This is a genomic window from Hyella patelloides LEGE 07179, from assembly GCF_900659865.1.
GTDB classification, from domain to species: domain Bacteria; phylum Cyanobacteriota; class Cyanobacteriia; order Cyanobacteriales; family Xenococcaceae; genus Hyella; species Hyella patelloides.
Map to the genome: position 1 here is coordinate 1 of NZ_LR214410.1, position 2154 is coordinate 2154.

5 protein-coding genes are annotated in these 2154 nt (G+C 39.4%); 4 read left to right on the forward strand and 1 reads right to left on the reverse strand.

What is annotated here, in order from left to right; translation table 11 throughout:
* Positions 1-356, forward strand: a 356-nt coding sequence (locus tag H1P_RS35305) for a toprim domain-containing protein (protein ID WP_144876444.1), incomplete at its 5' end; no start/stop codon positions are given.
* 195 nt (positions 357-551) lie between these two features.
* Positions 552-692, forward strand: a complete 141-nt coding sequence (locus tag H1P_RS37150; protein ID WP_186376337.1) for a hypothetical protein — start codon at positions 552-554, stop codon at positions 690-692.
* A gap of 325 nt (positions 693-1017) precedes the next feature.
* On the opposite strand, the gene H1P_RS35310 is transcribed toward H1P_RS37150, so the two are convergent.
* Complete coding sequence (locus H1P_RS35310) at positions 1018-1356, reverse strand: hypothetical protein (RefSeq protein WP_144876446.1); 339 nt, start codon at positions 1354-1356, stop codon at positions 1018-1020.
* A gap of 177 nt (positions 1357-1533) precedes the next feature.
* Between H1P_RS35310 and H1P_RS35315 the strand changes: the two genes are divergently transcribed.
* Entirely contained in the window at positions 1534-1818 is a 285-nt protein-coding gene (locus tag H1P_RS35315) for a type II toxin-antitoxin system RelE/ParE family toxin (RefSeq protein ID WP_246142083.1), read from the forward strand.
* Positions 1819-1859: 41 nt separating this feature from the next.
* On the forward strand, positions 1860-2154 hold a 295-nt coding region (locus tag H1P_RS35320), incomplete at its 3' end, for a HigA family addiction module antitoxin (protein ID WP_144876448.1).

Below are 2154 nucleotides of genomic sequence, written 5' to 3' on the forward strand. Positions count from 1 at the left end.
TAAGAAGAGTGGTGTTAGTCGAGTCGCCAATAGATGCGATGTCATTAGCGGTGTTAGAGCGAACCGATTCTAAGAAGACGCTCTATCTGTCTACTGATGGGGCTGGTCAAATACCAACTGAGTATTTAAAAGAGGTAGGAGAAATTGTAATTGCTTTTGACCGCGATCGCTCTGGTAAGGAAATGGTGGAAAGAATCAAAGAGCAGTTGCCCAAGGCGGTAGTCAAAACACCAAAAGCAAAGGATTGGAATCAGGATTTGGTTAACTCCTTGGATTGGTTTGGTAAGAATAGAAGTAATGAAATCGATAGGCAGCAGCAACGTGGAATTGAAAGAGGGGGTGGATTGAGTCGCTAGAGACATTGCTGACAGTATCTTGTAGATAATAATAGCTTGAGAATTAGTTAATGATTACTTTTGCCGATCGATGACACTTTAACTCGCCCAATTTGGGATTAAAAACAGCAGCTATTTGAGTTTTCTGACAATCCTAACTATGACTCTTTCGCGAAGTTAAAAAACTTTCACAACCAAGGTAAAGAAATCAGAATTGTGACAACTAGATGGAGTCGTTTAGAGATAGTTGATTTTGTAGAGAAATATAAGCTGCCTATCTCAGCAATTCACTGCACCAAAGGAGAACTGAAGGGAGAAACATTAAAGAAAATTGGTTCGCAACTTCACTTTGATTGAGGAAGCCCGCTGAACTTGGTTTAGCATGGGCAAGTCTCAATTGATGATTCTCCGTCGGAGGCAGAGAACAACGAAAGACTAGGAATCCCCACAATGATAGTTAGCTATCGCTTTGATACAAGGAGTAACTGTGAGGTTTGTAAATTTAATTTGATTGAGTCGTAATTCCTAGCACCCATAAGTGTAGCTATCTTTGCGATCGCCTAGTTGGGGTAAATAAGCGCGAAGCTGTCATGAGGAGTAATCTAGCTCGAAACTATTACAGAGTATAGGTTTCAAAATCATTTATGGATTTTTAAGTAAAAAATTTATACTTGGATAACTCTTAAGAACGTGAAAATATTTCGTCTGGAGCGTTCCTAGTTAGCTCCTTGCGGTATTTAAAAAACTTCCTCTCAACCCGCGTGGCATATTTCCCTAATACGTCTTTCAGAGAAAGATGAGAGTAAGCACAATGTTCGTAACCCTTAATTTTAGGCAATTCGACTAAAAGATGATCGACTAAAGCTTCACCCACAAAACCTTCAAAAAGATAGCCCTTAATAGTAGCATCTACAAAAATACCTACGGTTTCTCTATAGCGATGCTGTTCGTCGGGCGGTATTTCCGATAGGAACTTATCTTTTAATTGATTCCGACGCTTTTCTAAATTTCTGGCACGCATAAAAACGACTGGCTTAAGACTATTTGTTTATAAATGGCGAACTTTTATATTCCAGTTATCCGTTGAAAATTGACCCTTAGTATAACAACTCTTAACTATCTAGATCGAACAAACTAGCAGCAATTGATTTATAATTTTGCTGTATGCAGTACGTATCGCATAAAATATAATGTAATTTTGATTAAAACCTTTGCCTGCAAGGAAACTAAGAAAATTTGGAACGGTCAACGTTCATCAAAACTACCAGGAGACATCCAGAACAGGGCATTAAAAAAGTTACGTCAGTTAGATGCAGCACTAACCCTCGAAGATCTTCGCAATCCCCCAGGAAACAGACTAGAGGCATTGAAAGGCGATAAGCCTACGGCATGGCTTCGCTACGCAAAGGACAATACAGCATTAGAATTCAACAGCAGTGGCGAATTTGTTTTACCTGGGACAAAGGCAGTGCCACAGATGTAGAAATCATCGACTATCACTCTTAACTAAAAAAAAGAATTGTTATGAACGAGCAGTTACTAGATAACCCCAAAGTAGGAGAAATCTTAAAAGAGGAATTTATTGAAGAAATCGGCATAAGTCAGAATGCTTTAGCCAAAGCAATCTCCGTACCTGCAAATAGAATCCATGCCATAGTTAATGGTACGCGCCGAGTCACCGCCGATACAGACTTAAGGTTGTGCCGTTATTTTGGGCTATCTGAAGGATATTTTCTCAGGCTACAAAATGCTTATGAGTTGATGGAAGCTAAACGGAAGCTAGGACAAGTTTTAGTCGAGATTCAGCCTTATGCTTCTT